General features: G+C 73.1%; 11 protein-coding genes. 4 read left to right on the forward strand and 7 right to left on the reverse strand.

The window, feature by feature from the left end:
* The first annotated feature begins 233 nt into the window (after positions 1-233).
* The gene (locus WME73_RS44270) at positions 234-3581 is read left to right on the forward strand and encodes a DNA translocase FtsK 4TM domain-containing protein (protein WP_437913496.1); all 3348 of its coding nucleotides are present in this window, start codon (positions 234-236) and stop codon (positions 3579-3581) included.
* Between the two features lie 180 nt (positions 3582-3761).
* A complete protein-coding gene (locus tag WME73_RS44275) occupies positions 3762-3989 on the forward strand; it encodes a hypothetical protein (protein ID WP_437913497.1) in 228 nt (75 codons plus the stop codon).
* 451 nt (positions 3990-4440) lie between these two features.
* Here WME73_RS44275 and WME73_RS44280 read toward each other — a convergent pair whose 3' ends face one another.
* The 3 genes from WME73_RS44280 to WME73_RS44290 form a co-directional block, all read right to left on the reverse strand.
* A complete protein-coding gene (locus WME73_RS44280; RefSeq protein ID WP_437295800.1) occupies positions 4441-4800 on the reverse strand; it encodes a hypothetical protein in 360 nt (119 codons plus the stop codon).
* A 249-nt stretch (positions 4801-5049) separates the two neighbouring features.
* Positions 5050-5340 (reverse strand): hypothetical protein, encoded by a 291-nt coding sequence (locus WME73_RS44285; RefSeq protein WP_437913498.1) that lies wholly within the window; start codon positions 5338-5340, stop codon positions 5050-5052.
* A gap of 762 nt (positions 5341-6102) precedes the next feature.
* The gene (locus tag WME73_RS44290) at positions 6103-6693 is read right to left on the reverse strand and encodes a hypothetical protein (RefSeq protein ID WP_437913499.1); all 591 of its coding nucleotides are present in this window, start codon (positions 6691-6693) and stop codon (positions 6103-6105) included.
* A 199-nt stretch (positions 6694-6892) separates the two neighbouring features.
* On the opposite strand from WME73_RS44290, the gene WME73_RS44295 reads away from it, so the two are divergent.
* On the forward strand, positions 6893-8533 hold the full coding sequence (locus tag WME73_RS44295) for a cyclic nucleotide-binding domain-containing protein (RefSeq protein WP_437913500.1): 1641 nt from the start codon (positions 6893-6895) through the stop codon (positions 8531-8533).
* A gap of 83 nt (positions 8534-8616) precedes the next feature.
* On the opposite strand, the gene WME73_RS44300 is transcribed toward WME73_RS44295, so the two are convergent.
* The 4 genes from WME73_RS44300 to WME73_RS44315 all read right to left on the reverse strand — a co-directional run bounded on the left by WME73_RS44300 (position 8617) and on the right by WME73_RS44315 (position 12326).
* Positions 8617-9336 (reverse strand): hypothetical protein, encoded by a 720-nt coding sequence (locus tag WME73_RS44300; protein ID WP_437854232.1) that lies wholly within the window; start codon positions 9334-9336, stop codon positions 8617-8619.
* 108 nt (positions 9337-9444) lie between these two features.
* Positions 9445-10449, reverse strand: coding sequence for a hypothetical protein (locus WME73_RS44305; RefSeq protein WP_437913501.1), 1005 nt, complete (start codon positions 10447-10449; stop codon positions 9445-9447).
* A 10-nt stretch (positions 10450-10459) separates the two neighbouring features.
* Positions 10460-11563, reverse strand: coding sequence for a M50 family metallopeptidase (locus tag WME73_RS44310; protein WP_437913502.1), 1104 nt, complete (start codon positions 11561-11563; stop codon positions 10460-10462).
* A gap of 196 nt (positions 11564-11759) precedes the next feature.
* The gene (locus tag WME73_RS44315) at positions 11760-12326 is read right to left on the reverse strand and encodes a hypothetical protein (RefSeq protein WP_437742297.1); all 567 of its coding nucleotides are present in this window, start codon (positions 12324-12326) and stop codon (positions 11760-11762) included.
* Between the two features lie 255 nt (positions 12327-12581).
* Between WME73_RS44315 and WME73_RS44320 the strand changes: the two genes are divergently transcribed.
* Positions 12582-14402 (forward strand): right-handed parallel beta-helix repeat-containing protein, encoded by a 1821-nt coding sequence (locus WME73_RS44320; RefSeq protein WP_437913503.1) that lies wholly within the window; start codon positions 12582-12584, stop codon positions 14400-14402.
* Positions 14403-15097 lie beyond the last annotated feature (695 nt).

The raw sequence follows: 15097 nt of genomic DNA on the forward strand, positions 1-15097 counted from the left end.
GCCGGCGATCCCCGCCCTCCCGGCTCCCTCCCCCTCGCCTACGCTGCCCGGAAGCGGCTGCGTTTCGCCCTCCCGGCGAGCTCAGGCGCGCGGCGCTTGGCGGCGCTCACGCCGCCTCGCCCCTTCCTTGTCTGTCCCGCCGCTTCCGGTCTCTTCCACTTCTTGCAGCCCTCCCATACTTCTTGCCCCCGGAGCGAAGTGCGCATATGTGAGCAAAGTAGGTACAGGTAGGTATGCACGTCCCCTTGTTCGCTCCTCGCCGTGCCCAGCCCGCCGCCGGCCTTGGCGAGCCCTTGCGGTCCGGCGCGCGCGGCGCCGCGCGGACCAGCCCAGCAGGGATCGCGGGTCCTGCTGCGCCGCCGGGCCATGGCTACACCCGGGATGCGGCGGCGCTGGTTCTGCTGGTCTCCGCCCTGTACAGCGCGCTGGCGCTCGCGTCCTTTCGCGGGGATCCGCTGCGGCCGGAGGTCTCCGGCGACGACTGGGTGGGGCCCGTGGGCGCTGCGCTCGCGGGGACGTCGATCGAGGCGATCGGCGTCATCGCGTGGTTCGTCCCGCTCGAGCTCGCGCTGCTCGCGATGCCGCTCCTGGGGGCGAAGCGCTCGATCGCCAGCCTGTTCCGGCTGAGCGGCGACATCGTGGTGGTCATCGTGCTCGCGGCGCTCGCGCACGTCGCGTTCCCGCGCGCGGTCGCGTTCGGCGCGATGCCGCTCGGCGGGGCCGTGGGCGAGCTGTTCGGGGAGGTGCTGCGCGCGCTCTTCTCGAACATCGGGTCCTACATCATCGGGCTCACCATCGTCGCGCTCATCCTGATGGGCCGCGCGACGTTCTCGTTCATCGAGCTCGCGCACCGGGCCGAGCAGCTCGCGATCGCCATCGCCGTGCGCGTCGCCGGCTGGGCGCGCGCGCTCTTCGGGGCGTGGGCCGCGGCGCGCGACCTGGAGCGGCAGACCGAGGCCAAGACGCAGAACGCGCCGCCGATCATCGCGCGCAACTCGAGTCCGGACGCGATCATCGCCGCGCTCGCCGACGACACCGACGAGCGGCCCTCCGATCCCGCCGCCAGGGCAACGCCCGTCGAGCCGGCGCCCGTCGAGGCGCCGGCGCTCGATCTCTGGAAGAGCGCGCCGTTCGACGCGTCGCCCGAGGAGCCGGCCGCCCCGGCGAAGCCGCGGCGCGGGCGGAAGGCGCAGGCGAAGGAGCCGCGCGAAGCGGCGCAGCAGGGCGCGGAGCCGCGCGGGGCAGAGCTGTACGACGCCGAGCCGCGCGAGGTGGAGATCCACGGCGGGGAGGCGCACGAGGTGGTGACCCACGGCGCCGAGCCGCACGAGCTGGTGATCCACGGCGGTGAGACGCACGAGGTGGTGACCCGCGGCGCCGAGCCCAGCGAGGCAGCGCAGCGGGACGACGAGCCGCGCGAGGCGGTGTCGCACGGCGCCGAGCCGCGCGGCCGGGCGCAGCGCGCTGCCGAGCCGCGCGAGGGAACGCAGCGCCGAGCAGCACGGCGTCGCGCCGCGCCTCCCGCGGCGCCGCGCGGCGCCGCCGCCCAGGAGGACAGCGAAGAGCCGCCGTTCGGAGGCGAGGCGCACATCGACGAGGAGGAGGGCAACCTCGACGAGGAGCAGGGCGACCTCGACAAGGAGCAGGGCGACCTCGACGAGGACGAGCCGGTAGCGCTCGCGGCGCTCGACCCGGGTGACGACGAGATGGTGACCGCCCTCGGAGAACCGGACGAGGTCGACGTGCCGACACCGTCGCCCATCCTGCCCGTGCGCCAGCGGCGCGAGCTGCCGGTGCGCGAGCTGCCCGCGCGTGAGCTGCCCGCGCGCGCGCCGGACGCCGCGGCGGCTCATCGCGAGCTGCCCGCGCGCGCGCCGGACGCCGCGGCGGCTCATCGCGAGCTGCCCGCGCGCGCGCCGGACGCCGCGGTGGCCCACCGCGAGCCCTCGCCCGCCATCGGCCCGGAGCGGGCTCGCGGGGTCGCGCCGCGCGACCCGACCATCGTCGACACGAGCCGCGAGCTCGTCAGCGAGAAGCCGGCCGTGGTGAAGGTCGTCCCGGCGGCCGGAGCGGGCTTCCGCCTGCCGCTGACGGACATGCTCGAGGCGGCCGCGGGCGGGCGCCTGCAGCTCGACGCGGATCAGCTGAAGGCGACCGCGCAGCTCCTCGAGAAGACGCTCGCCGACTACGGCGTCAGCGGGAAGGTCGAGGAGATCCACCCGGGGCCGACCGTCACGACGTTCGAGGTCTCTCCCGCCGCCGGCACCAAGGTGTCGAAGGTCGCGGGCCTCGCGGACGACCTCGCGCTCGGCCTCTCGCGCAAGGTCCGCATCGTCGCCCCCATCCCCGGCAAGAACCGGATCGGCTTCGAGATCCCGAACGAGCACCGCCTGCCCGTCAACCTGCGCGAGCTCGTCGAGGATCGCCGCTTCATCGAGATGAAGGCGCCGCTTCCGTGCGTGCTCGGCCGCGACATCATCGGGACGCCGTACTTCGCCGACCTCGCGTCGATGCCGCACGTCATCGTCGCGGGCGCGACCGGCGCGGGCAAGAGCGTGGGCCTCAACGTGATGCTGGTGAGCCTGCTCTTCCGCAAGACGCCGGAGGAGCTCAGGCTGCTGATGATCGATCCCAAGGTCGTCGAGCTCGCGCCCTTCGACCGCATCCCGCACCTGCTCCTGCCGGTCGTGACGGACATGAAGCAGGCGGCGAACGCGCTCAAGTGGGCCGTCGACGAGATGGAGCGCCGGTACCAGCTCTTCGCGAACGCGGGGACGAAGAACATCACGACCTACAACGCCTGGGTCGAGCGCGTGCAGCGCGGCGAGGCGCGCCCGCCGAAGCCCCCGGCCAAGGTGAGCGCCGTCGGCGCCGACGGGCTCGAGGTGGAGATCGACGCGGCGAAGGACGGGTCGGACGCGGCGCTGCCGGAGAAGATCCCGTTCATCGTGATCGTGGTCGACGAGTTCGCCGACCTCATGATGCAGCAAGGCAAGGACGTGGAGGCGAGCGTGGCCCGCCTCGCGCAGAAGGCGCGCGCCGCCGGCATGCACGTGATCCTCGCGACGCAGCGGCCGAGCGTCGACGTGATCACCGGCATGATCAAGGCGAACTTCCCGACGCGCATCGCCTTCCGTGTCGCGCAGAAGGTGGATAGCCGGACGATCCTCGACGAGCAGGGCGCGGAGCACCTGCTCGGCCGCGGCGACATGCTGATCAAGATGAACGGCTCGAACGATACGCGCCGCGTCCAGTGCCCGTTCTGCTCGGAGGAGGAGGTCCAGAAGATCACCGACTTCCTCCGGCTCCAGGGCGAGCCCGTCTACGACGAGGCGATCCTCCGGCCCCGAGACGACGAGGGCGAGGAGCCCGACACGTCCGACGCGGAGGCCGATCCGATGTACGACGCCGCGGTTCGCATCGTGGCCGACACCCGGCGCTGCTCGACCTCGTGGCTGCAGCGCAAGCTCGGCGTCGGCTACAACCGCGCGGCCAAGCTGGTCGAGGCGATGGAGAAGCGCGGGCTCGTCGGGCCCGCGAACGGCGCCAAGGATCGCGAGGTGCTGATCGCGCCAATTTGACCCTGTGTGATTTATCTTGACGCCACTGCACAGAGGGTGTTGGCACGCCGCCGACCCAGGCAAGCGGGACAGACGGGATGTCGAGGAGCACACAGCGTCGAGGTGCCCGCCGACGGGGCTGCGCGCCGGCATGGCGGTTCTTTTGACTTTCCCGTTCGAATGCTTCATGGAGCACCCAGGATGGCGCCCGAGGAAACGCGCACGCGTCTGATCGCCCAGATCGCGAGCCTCCTGAACGACGGGACGATGCCCGCAGACGCCCGCGCAGCGGGGCTGACGCTCATCGGCTGGCTCGCGAGACGCATGCCCGGAGAGGCCGCATCGCGGGATGGTGTCGAGGAGATGTGCCGTCGCGCGGCGGGCCTGGGCTGCCGGCCGCGGCGCATCGGTGGACGGCGCTCCACCTGACCCGGCGTCATTGCACGGGCCGCGGACGCACCCGCGCGTGCCCCGTTCTCAACCAGGATCCGCCAGGCCCCCTGGCCGGGCGCTTTGCAGGCGCACGCGGCGTTCGCTCCTTATACGTCGGGCCACGTCGAATTCACGTCGGAGCGTCGCCTTGGATCCGCGTTCGCGTCGCGAATGTGTGCCAGCACCGGGTTCTGACGGGCACCTGACGGGCTGCTGGCGGGCAACGATGGCGAGGCGAGCGCTAAAAGCGAGTTCCGTACCGTAATTTGTACGTGCCGTAGCGAGCGCGGCTAAGCTCCTGGGTGGCGCGGCTTTCCGCGCCGCGGGGCTCGCGCGACGCCCGATCCGGGACGTCGGCTCGCTCGGTACCATGGGGTAAACGGCCGCAGTGGGGCCTGTGATAGGTGGTGTTGCTCATGGCGAACCGCGTGGTCGCCCTCCCCGAACCTCACCCGAATGACGATGAAGATGTCGTGTGGGGGATCTCCACGGCAAGCGCGCTGTGGGCGCGCGGCGAGCGGCGCGACGCTATCGTGTGGCTGCGACGCGCGGCCGACGCCGCCGGGGCGGCCGGGCAGCCGTTCCGCGCCTCGGAGCTCGGGCTGTGCGTGACGGCGCTCGAGGAGGTCATGGCCTCGGAGGTCGGGCAGCCGAGCGATCCCGATCTCCTGGAGACCATCGACAGCGAAGGCGACGCGCCGCCCCCGTCCTCTGACGAGGCGCCGCCGTCGGACGAGCAGACCTGGCGCCGCCGCATGTCGCTCACCCAGGAGCTGCGCGCCTCGATGCCCTCGATCGAGATCGACATGTTCGAACCGCTCTCGCAGCCGGAGCTGGCGGCCGAAGCAGAGCGACTGACGGGATCGTCCCGGCCGTCGCCGCCGCTCAGCCCGGGCGCAGAGGGCGGGCAGGGCGCCGGAGCACGACCGATCGCGCCGTTCTCCCCCGCGCCGCCCGGCCATGCGCAAGGCAGCACGTCGCCCCCCACGCCGCCGATGGCGCAGCGGCCGACGCAGCAGCCTCCCGGCGGTGCCTTCCCGCAGGCTGCGCCGCCCGTTCAGCCGCCGCCGCCCTTCGCGCCGGCGGCTCCGCCTGCCGTGTCGCGCTCGCAGCCGCCGCCCTTCGCGCCGGCGGCTCCGCCCGTGTCGCGCTCGCAGCCGCCGCCCTTCGCGCCGGCGGCTCCGCCTGCCGTGTCGCGCTCGCAGCCGCCGCCCTTCGCGCCGGCGGCTCCGCCCGTGTCGCGCTCGCAACCGCCGCCCGCCGCGTACCCGCAGCGGCTCGACCCACCGCACGCGCAACCGCTGGCGCCGTCGACCGCGCCCTCCGCACCGCCGACGGCTGCGCCCAACGTCCAGGCCGGCGCGATGTACCGGAGTCAGCCACCGCCGGCGCCTCCGCTGCCTGCCCCCATGGCGAACGCCATTCCGCCGCTGCCTCCCGCGCCGGGGGTTCCGTCGTTCCGGCAGCAGCTCACCACGGACCCGCTTCTGGTGACAGCGCAGGTGAAGACACCGAGCGCGCGACCGCCCGCCCCGATACCACCGCCGGCCGTACCGCGGGGAGCATCGCGGCGGCCGTCATCGATCCCCCCTCGCCCTGCCTCCGTGCCCACGCCGCAGGAGCTGCAGTCTGCCCTACTACCTCCATCGCCGGAGCGCGGCCGGTCCGACCCCGCGATGAGCCCCCTGCAGCCCCCGCGCCCCGCCGGGACACGCTCCATGAGCGAGCCACCGCCCGCGGCACCGCGACCTCCGTCGGCGCTTCCGGCGGTACCTCTACCTGCTCCACCGCTGCCGAGCCTCATCGCGGAGCCGCAGCCGCCGGCGACAGGAGGCGCCGCGCCCGCGTCGCGCCCGCCGTCGTTCAGACCTCCGCCAGCGCCGCATCCGGCGTCCCTCGGACTTCCGCCAGCGCCGCACCCGCCGTCGTTCGGGCCTCCACCCGCGTCGCACCCGCCGTCGTTCGGACCTCCGCCAGCGCCGCCTCCGCCGTCCTTCGGGCCTCCACCCGCGCCGCCTCCGCCCACGTTCGGGTCTCCACCCGCGTCGCACCCGCCGCCTTTTGCGCCCCCGCGCCCGCAGCCTGCGCCAGCACCGCATCCGCCGTCTTTTCAACCTCCGCGCCCGCAGCCTCCGCCTCCGCCCGCCGTGCCGACACCCGCTGCGCCGTCAGCTGGCGTGCTTGCACACCCGCAGGTGCTCCCCCCGCCGGTGTCGCCGCCGTCTTTCGCGCCGCCGCAGCCGCCGATCAGCACGCCGCCACACCCGCAGGCTCTGCCTCCCCCGACGCCGCCGCCGCCCACGCTGACCTCCGCGACACCGCCGCCCGGCGCGCTTCCGCCGCCCGCGGCGCCGCCGCTGGCCTCGTCGATGCCGGTCGCGCCGCCTGCTGCGCCTCCCGATGCGCCCACGGGGGCCGCCGCGCCACCGCCATCACCTGCCGTGCCGCCGCTCGCCGCGCCGCCGCCATCGCCTGCTGCGCCACCGCTGTCTGTCTCGGCGTCCGCCACGCCATCACCCGCCGGCCCGCCGCCCGCCGCGCCATCGCCGGCGTCCGTGCCGCCGCCCGCGCAGCCCCCCGCGCCATCGTTGCCGGTATCCGCCGCACCTCTGGCCGCAGCGGCTTCGCTCCAGACATCGGCGTCGCACCAGGCCCCGAGCCCTCCAGCCCCCGCCGACGAGCACGCGCCCAGCGACGACATCGGCGAGATCGTCGTCGAGGCTGAGGCCCCGACGCCCACCCCGGCCCGCACAGGCACGGCCGCGCCCGCACAGGGAGCGATCAGCTCCAAACGCCGGCCGCGCGAGCCGATCCTCGACCCCTGGTCCGAGGACGCGGAGCCAGCCGCGCCGCCGCGGCCTCCCCAGGAGATCATCACGTCGAACGGCGACACGTACCTCGTGGCCCGCAGGCATCCCTCGACGCCACAGCCGGGCGACGAAGAGGAAGACGAGGTCATCACCTCGGCAGCGCCGCTCGATCTGACGCTCAAGCGGAAGCCGATCTCCGCGCGACCTCCCGCGCCCCCGACGCCTGCGGCGGCGCGCACCCGCCCGGCGACGCCCACCGGAAACGAACCCCCAGGACACCTCGGGGCCTCGGCCGACACCGTTCCCGCGAAGGGCGCCGCAAATTCCGCGAGCGACGGCGCAAACATCGAGCCCCCTGCGAGCGCAGACGCGTCGCCCGCGGAGTCGACGATCGAGGGGACGATCGTCATCGAGCTCTCTGACAGCGACCTCGAAGCGCCGATGTCGAGCCGGCTCGCCGCCCCTCCGCCTTCGCCACAGGCAGCGGAGCAGGACGACGACCTGCAGACGACGGCCACCCCGTCCCGCGGCGAGCCCGCGCCCCACGGCGCCGAGGTCCAGGCGCCGCGCCCGCGCGCGCTCGATGAAGCCTCGGGCGAGCCCGCGCCGGAACCCGTGGAAGAGCTGCTCGACGACGCGGACCTCGCGCTCGTCGAGGAGCCCCCGGCCCAGGCGCCCGCCGCCGCGCCGCGGCCTGCGTCCGCCACCGACGCCCGCGCGCCGGCCTCGGTCGAGGCCCTCCCCGATCTCGCCGCGGCGCCGCGCGTGGATGCGCCCGCGGTCGAGGGGCGGCGGTCGGCCGCAGGCGAGAGCGCCGACCTCGCCGCGATGGCGCTCGACGCGCCGCCCAGCGCGCCACCGGAGACGGAGGCGCTCGCGGCCCTCGACCTCGCACCGGAGATCGCGCCGGATCTGCCGCGGCCCGGCGCGGCCAGCGCCGCGCCAGCCGCCAACGCCGCGGCCCTCACCGGCCGCGACCTGGAGCAGATCGAGGCGTTCGCGGACCTGCCCGAGGAGATGCACGACGAGCTCGCGCTCGCAGCGCGCGTGGAAGACCTCTCGTCCGACGAGGAGCTCACCGTCGACGGGGCGGCGCTGGTCCTGCGCGGGGACGCCGCCGTGTGCGCGAACATCGTCGATATCCCCGCCGAGCGCGCCGCGACGCGGACGCTCGTGCCGTCCCGAGGGACGCTCGAGGAAGGCATCGCCCTGCGCGTCGTCGCCGGCGCGGACGGCGCGCGGGTGGCGATCTGGGACCAGGCGACCATCGATCACGCGCTCCGCAGCTGCCCCTGGGTGCTCGACGAGCTGCGCACCGTCGCAGACCGGATCCAGTCGCTCGCAGGCGCCACGATGGGGCCGCTGGGCGAGCTCGAAGATACGCTGCTGCGCCGCGTCCTCGGCCGGCTCCGGCTGCGCGGCCTGGCGCCCGGCGAGCACCTCATCCACGCCGGCAACCCCATCCCCGGGCTCGTGATCATCGGCGCTGGGGCGCTGGAGCTGGTCGCGGAGCGATCGCAGGCGATCGCAGGCACCGCGAGGCCCGGCGAGCTCCTGTTCGCCTCGGAGCTGCTCGGAGGCCAGCCGGCGCCCTCGATCGCTCGCGCCGCCGGGGGCGGCGCGCTCGTGCTCCTCGCCGACCACCCCACGCTGCGCGAGCTGTTCGAGAGCACGCCCGAGCTGCTCTCCATCCTGGCGCAGTCGGTCTCGATGAACGCTCAGCGCGGCTGAGGCGGCGCGCGGAGCCAAGGCCGCGCGGGGCTCGGCTGGCTCCGCGCGTCAGCGAGCCCTGGCGGAATGCCCGGCGGGCGGAGCTAGAGCTGGCCGCTCTTCGGCCCCAGCGGCCGCGCGGCCCCCTGCTCCAGCTCGGCAGGATCGATGGGCTCCGCTTCCTCGTTGACCTGCCAGACGAGCTCGCTGTTGCCCTGCGCCCCGGCGAAGCGGAGCCCGAACCACCTCGCGCTCGGCGAGATCGTCGGCTTCCCGTCCGCGGTCGCGCGCGGGAAGCGGATGCGGAACGCCTGGCGCCACACCGTGTTGTACGGGAAGTAGGTCCGCTCGAGCGCGTTCGGCTTGGCGATCGCGACGATCTCCTCGGGCGCCGTCTCGTTCCCGGTGTCGTCGATCAGCCGCACGATCCACGCGCTGTTCGGCGTCGAGAGGTCGTTGTACTTGCGCTCGCCCCCGAAGATCGCGACGAAGAACTGATGGCGCTGGCGCGTCTCCTCGAGCGTCTTCTCGAGCAGCTTCTGCCGCTGCTCGATCGTGAGCCGGTAGTCCTGCGCGTAGCGGACCACGTAGGCCCAGCGGAAGTCCCACGACTCGAAGGTCGCGGTGGCGGTGAGGAAGTTGTCGAGCTCGGAGAGCGCGAACAGGTGCTCCGTGCGCGTCCAGCTGCGCAGCACGTTCTCGTAGTCCGTCGCGACGTACTCGCGGGGCCCCTCGTTCAGGCTCACGAGCTGGGTCGAGCAGCCGGCCGGGCCAAGTAGCGCCGCGAGAACCAGACCGCGCCGGAGCCATCCTGCGTTGACCACGCGGCCAGGGTACCGAGCGCCCGCGCTGGATGCACGCACACTCGAAGCCGATCCCGCGCCTTCCGCGCCTTCGGCCAGAAGCGCGCCCGGCGAGCGCGCCCGCCGCGCTCACGGGGGAGCCCGTGGAGCGCCTGTCGGGAAGGTGAACCCGACGCTGAACCGCGCGGCGTAATACGAGGCGACGTCGCCGCGCAGCGGGGTCGTGACCGGCAGGAGCACGCTCAGCGCCGGCTGCACGTTCGACAGGATGAAGCGGACGCTCGGCGAGACCGCGAACGTCGCGCGCCGGTCGTCCAGCACGTCCTGGGTCAGCTGGTAGACCTCCCACAGCTCCAGACCCACCCCGACCGGCCTGGCGATCCGGTAGCCGAAGTAGAACGCCGTGTGCGCCGTGATGTCGGTGCGGCGCTCCCCGGACCGCGGGCCGCGCACGAGCAGCGACCAGTCGAGGCCCTGCCTGAGCTGGAAGATGAACGGCCCGGTGATGTGCCGCATGTCGAACCAGGGGCGGAACGTGAGCGTGAGCTCCCGGAAGCGCGTCTCGTCCCACGGCCGCACCACGCGCGCCGTCCGGAGCACCTCGGCCTGGTCGCGCGAGACGTCGCGCGGGACCGGGAGCACGACGCCGAAGCCTCCGCCGGAGGCGAGCCCGCGCACGCTCGACCAGACGCCGCGCCCGTACAGCTCGGGGCTCCCGAGCAGGATCGACCGCTCGACCCCCGGGACGCTCGCCGCGGCGCTGTCATGCACCGCGCCGACGAACCACTTGCGCGGGACGAGCGGCACCTCCATCTCGCCGTGCGAGTACCAGGCGAAGGCGAGCTTGCCGCCCGCCCGGCTCGCCGCGTCGGGCTCGATCACGGCCGCCGTGTACTCGAAGGTGAAGGTCGGATCGCGCAGCGTGAGCCCGGGGAGCGTCGGGGGCGCGGGGACGTCGAAGACGGCCTCGTCTTCCTCGTCGGACCACGCGCCCGGCGCCGCGGCCAGCGCGGACGCCGGCCGCGCGCACGGCCAGAGCGAGAGCAGCGGCAGGCAGCGCAGCAGGAGCCGCATCACCGCGCGGGCGAGGCGCCCGCCGGGCGCGAGAACCCGCGCGGGCGGCCTCGTCGCCACGCAGGGAGGGCTACTTCGACCCGAGGCCGAAGTCGTTCGCGGTGACGTAGAGCATCAGCCCGAGCAGCATGAACACGCCGACCAGGTGGATGTGCGCCTCGACGCGCGCGTTCGGCCGGCGCCGCGTGGCGGCCTCGTAAAACAGGAACATCAGGCGGCCGCCGTCCAGGGCGGGGAACGGGATCAGGTTGAACGCGCCGAGGTAGGCCGAGAGCACCCCGAGGAACTCGAGCGCGTGCGGCAAGCCGCGCTTGGCCGCGTGCGCGGTCTCCCCGATCATCCGCGCCGGGCCCCCGAGCTCGCCCTCGATCTTGCCCGTGAGGACCTGGCCGAGCCCGACGACGAGGTCCTGCACGACCTTCGGCGGCATCTTCAGCGCGAGCAGCGCGGCCTCACTCGCGGTCACCGGTACCCGCTGGACCGGCCCGACGGGGATCACGCCGATCTTGCCCGAGCCGCTCTCGTTGGCAGGCGTGACCTTGGCCGAGACGCGCTCGCCCGCGCGCTCCACCACGAGGTCGAGCGGACGGCCGGGGCTCCTGGAGATGATCTCCGCCATCTTCTCCCAGTCGCGGACCGGGGTCCCGTCGATCTCGACGATGCGGTCGCCGTCCTTCAGGCTGGCCGCCGCCGGCATCCCGGCGACCACGCCGATGTCGGTCAGGCGGTGGGGCTTGCCGCCCACCATCAGGCTCGCGAAGAAGAGGACCGACGCGAACAGGTAATTGGCGAGCGGACCGGCGAAGATCGCGGCGATCCGGCCCATCAGGCTCGCGTTCGCGTAGCTGCCCTTGTCCTCGGGATCGACCTCCTCGAGGGGGTTCATCCCCGCGATCTGCACGTACGCCAGGAAGGGGATCATGGCGACCTGGAACACGGTGGGGCCGTGCTTCACCGGGTCGTGGCGAAAGAGCCGCACGCGGACCTTGTCCGCGGCGGTCGTGAACCAGTAGTACCCGTCCTTCGGGACAACCTTGAAGAAGGTGGGGCCGAAGCCGATCGAGAACTTCAAGACGCGCATGCCGTAAGCGCGCGCGGCGAGAAAGTGCCCTCCCTCGTGGACCACCATCAGCAGGGCGAGACCGAGGATGCCTACGAAATACCAGCCGACCATCTCCGGCTAGTCTAACCAGGGCGGGCCCTGTCCGCACGTGCCCGATGTCCGCGCCGTACGCCCGCCCCGGCGAGATGCCGCCCGCGGCGGAGGCCGTGCGCTCCCGCCGGCCCCGGATGCGCCAGGAGAGCGCGACAGCAGGGCGGCACCCGGGGCGGCTCAGCCCGCCAGAGGGCCAGAGCCGGCGGGGAGCGGCTCAGCCGACGAAGAACGAGACGCCGACGCTGAAGAAGGGATACCCGATCCGCATCGTGAGCGACATGTTGTCGTTGAAGTGGTAGCGGCCGCCGACCATGGTGACGAAGTCGAGCCACACGTCGTTGTAGAACCCGTCGGTACGGACGACTGCGCCGAGATCGGCGAACGCGCTCCACTGATCGGTGAAGAAGAAGTTCCACTGCATGGTGACCGGACTCCAGATGGTGAAGTCGCGGCGGCAGTACCTGCAGTTGGTGAGATCCAGCCCGAACGAGATGGCGACAGTGTTGTTGAGCTTCGGGATGAACGCCGGGTCGGCGAGCTCGATGCTCGCCCTGAAGCCGAGGCCGAACTCGGGGTCGCCGAAGCCGTTGTAGCGCCCGGGCCCGTACCGCCGCAGGCCGTAGTCGCGGTGCATGAAGACGAAATCCCCGTGCGGCTCGAGCTCGGCGAAGTAGCGGGGGTGATCGTTCGGATTCTTGATGTTCGCCTGCGCTTCGGGCGCGAGCGTGAGGAGGGTGGCGCCGGCTAGAGCGACGCTCACGAGCGAGGGCAGCGCTTTCATGAGCTCTTCGTACCAAAGGAAGGGCAGCGACGGAAGCAAACGGGCACGTGTCGGCTGCATGACGGCCGCCGCTGGAAGGAGATGTCGCACCTCGCTCGGCGCGCTGCGCGCGATGCGGGCCGAGCGCGCGCGGGCCCTGGCCGAGGCGCGCGCTCGTCTGGCTGAAGCGCGCGCTTTGGGGTAAGCCGGGGTAGCCGAGCCGAGCGCCGCACGCGCGGCGCACCTCGGAGGGGCGGCCTTCCCCGGAGCGTCGAGATGAGAGGATCGACAAGCGTCATCCAGCTGGCCCGTGGCTGCGCGCGCATCGGCGGCGCGCTCGTCGCGGTCGCCGCGCTTGCCTGCAGCGGCACGATCCAGGTCGCGGGGCCGCCGCCCGAGGACGCGGCGCCCCCGCCGGCGCAGGCGAAGAAGCCGCCCACCCCGGCGAAGACCCCCGAGGCGCCAGAGCCGCCGGCGCCCACTGCAGCCGAGCCGTTCGTGACCACGCGGGACTCCGACGAGTGGGTGCGCCAGACGCTGAAGCTGCAGGCGCGCTACGAGCGCGTCCTCGTCGTCGGCGCGCCGGCCCCCGCCGCGATCCGCGTGGCCGCGCTCGATCTGAACGCGCGCGGCGCTGCGGCCGAGCCGCGGGACCTCCCTGTCACAGGCGCGTTCGCGACGCTCCAGGAGGCGGCGGACGCGGCGCGCGGCGGCGATCTCATCGCCGTGTTGCCCGGGACGTACGCGGGGTTCTCGGTTGGCGACAAGCCGAGCGCCGGCCAGGAGCGGTACATTCATTTCAAGGCGATGGGGAGCCCGGGCGAGGTCGTGATCAACCGGGGGTGCGCCGCCGATCCGAACTGGATGATCTACCTGAAGACGGCGCACCACGTGGTGATCGAGGGCTTCCGCCTCGCTGGCAGCAGCGCGCCTGGGAGGCAGAGCGCGGCCGAGCCGAAGGCGGGGATCATGATCGACGGCGCCTTCGGCGAGACCAGCAGTCTCGCGCACCACATCGCCATCGTCGGCAACTTCGCCCATCACCATCGGACGTGGGGGGTTCACTCCACCGACAGCCACACGGTCCTGCTACAGGACAACCTGTTCGCCTTCTCGGCGGGCGAGCACGGCGCCTACATATCCGACGGATCGGACAACTACGTGGTCCGTCGCAACGTGTTCTTCGGCAACAACGCGAGCGGGTTCCAGGCGAACCTCGATCCGGAGGCCTCGCTCGACGCGGTGCTGGAGCACCCGTCGTTCCGGGATCATCCGCGGAGGGAGCCGACCCGCGCCTGGGCCACGGAGCTGATGAAGGGCGCGACGGAGCGGTTCGGCGAGCACGGGTTTCCGGACGGCCGCGGCGTGAACTTCATCATCGAGCAGAACGTCATCAACGGCAACGGGCGCAGCGGCGGCGGGGCGATCAACCTCGCCGGGGTGTCGGACTCGGTCATCCAGAACAACCTCATCTACGGCAACCTCGCCAGCGGGATCGCGCAGTGGGACAACGCGAACCCGTTCGACCGGGCCTATGTGGAGCCCGGCCCGCGCGCTCCGGAGCAGGTGACCGGGCCTGACGCGCTGCCGCTCTGGGGCTGCCGCAACAACCTGATCCGCAACAACACCGTGGTGCTGAGCGCGAGGGGCCGGCCCGCGCTCCAGTGCGGCAATGGGAGCTGGGGTTGCCGCCTGCGGAACAACATCCTCGTGAGCGACGCCTCGCCGTCGATCGAGGTGCTGAGCACGAGCATCTACCGGTTCGACGCCGGCCACAACGTGGTGACCCAGGTGAGCTACGGCGGCATGCCGGAGGGGCTGAAGCGCCTCGCGGCCGCGCTTCCGGAGACGAGGGCGATCACGGGCATCACGCGCGCGCGGTTCGCGACGGAGGTGGTGCGCGCGAGCGAGGAGCCGTGGGTGATCTTCGAGGGGGGCTGGTGGAAGCTCAACCCGAACCGGCCGGATTTCAGGCCGAAGCGGTCGTCGAAGGTGCTGATCGGGCAGGGCGATGCGCGCGAGGTGCCCGCGCGGGATCTGCTCGGCGTGGAGCGCAGCGGCGCGGAGCTCGGGGCCCTGTCGCCGGGGCCGGGCTGAGGGGAGGCGGCCGCGAGGGATCGTCGAGTATGGCGTGGCGTGCCGGGGGCGCGCCGGGCACGGCCGGGGCGCGGAGGGCGACGACGGGGCCGCCTTCGGGTGGGCGACGGCGTCACCGGAAGCTGGTCGCGGGGATGCGCGCGCCCGGGCATGGGTTCCTCGGCGAAAAATCTTGCCGGGGGAATGAAGCAGGCGAACGATCCCGCGCCGTTGGGGCAATAACGTGGAACACCCGCGGCGTGCCCAAGGAGAACGGCGATGCGCAGCAGGACTTCTTCTTTGGTATTCGTATTCTGTCTCGCGGCGGGCGCCGCGTTCGCAGCGTGCTCGGGCGAGACGACGGAGAACCCTGGCGGCGACGGGGGAAGCGGAGCGAGCGGCAGCGCGGGAACGACGAGCAGCACGACGGGAGCGAGCACCAGTTCGACGACGGCCGCGACGTCGAGCGGAGCAGGCGGGGACGGCGGGGGCGGCAGCGACGGCGGCGCCACCGTGTGCGATCAGGCCTGCGACAAGGCAGACGAATGCGGATTTCCCGTGTGCGACGCCCTTCCGTTCGACTGCGCAGATCCAGCATCGGAGTGCGGCGCGCGGTGCGTGGTCGACGCGACGTGCGAGCAGCTCCAGTCGCTGGAGGGGGACACTGTCGATCCGGAGCTCGCCGGCTGCCTGAGTGAGTGCCAGGGTGACGAAGG

The organism is Sorangium sp. So ce302 (assembly GCF_051530145.1).
Taxonomy (GTDB): domain Bacteria; phylum Myxococcota_A; class Polyangia; order Polyangiales; family Polyangiaceae; genus Sorangium; species Sorangium cellulosum_B.

Excerpts from the sequence above, each read along its gene's own strand:
- WME73_RS44270 (WP_437913496.1), top strand. The coding sequence starts at position 234 with ATGCACGTCCCCTTGTTCGCTCCTCGCCGTGCCCAGCCCGCCGCCGGC.
- WME73_RS44275 (WP_437913497.1), top strand. The coding sequence starts at position 3,762 with ATGGCGCCCGAGGAAACGCGCACGCGTCTGATCGCCCAGATCGCGAGC.
- WME73_RS44280 (WP_437295800.1), bottom strand. The coding sequence starts at position 4,800 with ATGTCGATCTCGATCGAGGGCATCGAGGCGCGCAGCTCCTGGGTGAGC.
- WME73_RS44290 (WP_437913499.1), bottom strand. The coding sequence starts at position 6,693 with ATGTCGTCGCTGGGCGCGTGCTCGTCGGCGGGGGCTGGAGGGCTCGGG.
- WME73_RS44310 (WP_437913502.1), bottom strand. The coding sequence starts at position 11,563 with ATGGTCGGCTGGTATTTCGTAGGCATCCTCGGTCTCGCCCTGCTGATG.
- WME73_RS44315 (WP_437742297.1), bottom strand. The coding sequence starts at position 12,326 with ATGAAAGCGCTGCCCTCGCTCGTGAGCGTCGCTCTAGCCGGCGCCACC.
- WME73_RS44320 (WP_437913503.1), top strand. The coding sequence starts at position 12,582 with ATGAGAGGATCGACAAGCGTCATCCAGCTGGCCCGTGGCTGCGCGCGC.